At 73.0% G+C, this 548-nt stretch carries 1 protein-coding gene; it reads right to left on the minus strand.

The genetic code is table 11. The features are described from left to right. A partial coding sequence (locus ACFPZL_RS14155; protein WP_382336054.1) for a response regulator occupies window positions 1-448 on the minus strand: 448 nt, incomplete at its 3' end. Between the last annotated feature and the right edge of the window lie 100 nt (window positions 449-548).

Raw genomic sequence — 548 nt, forward strand, 5'->3', positions numbered from 1 at the left:
CGAGGCGCACGAGGAGGCGCTGCGTGACGCTCGGCGCCATCACCGCATCGCCGTCGGCGACGGCGCGCACCGCCGCGACGAGCTCGGCCGCGCGGGCGTCCTTGAGCAGGAATCCGCTCGCACCCGCCTCGATCGCTTCCACGGCGTACTCGTCGAGGTCGAAGGTGGTCAGCACGATCACCCGCACGCCGGGGAACCGTCGGGCGACGAGCCCGGTCGCCTCGATACCGTTCATCCCGGGCATGCGGACGTCCATGAGCACGACATCCGGTACTCGTCCCTCCGCTTCGAGCGACGCCAGCAGATCCAGGGCCTCCTGCCCGTCGCCCGCCTGACCGACGACCTCGAACCCGCGGTCGCCTGCGGCGGTGTTGAGGATCAGCGCGAAGCCGGTGCGGATGAGCTCCTGGTCGTCGACGATCGCGACGCGGATCGGCCGCTCGGTCATGGTGTCCCCTCCTCGGAGTCGGATGGCGCGCGGCCCGCGCGCGCAGCCTCTGCGGGGGCCTCGGCGCGGGGCGCCTGGTGGACCCGCCCGGTCTCGAACG

Origin of the sequence: Leucobacter soli (assembly GCF_042659205.1) — a bacterium.
GTDB lineage: Bacteria > Actinomycetota > Actinomycetes > Actinomycetales > Microbacteriaceae > Leucobacter > Leucobacter soli.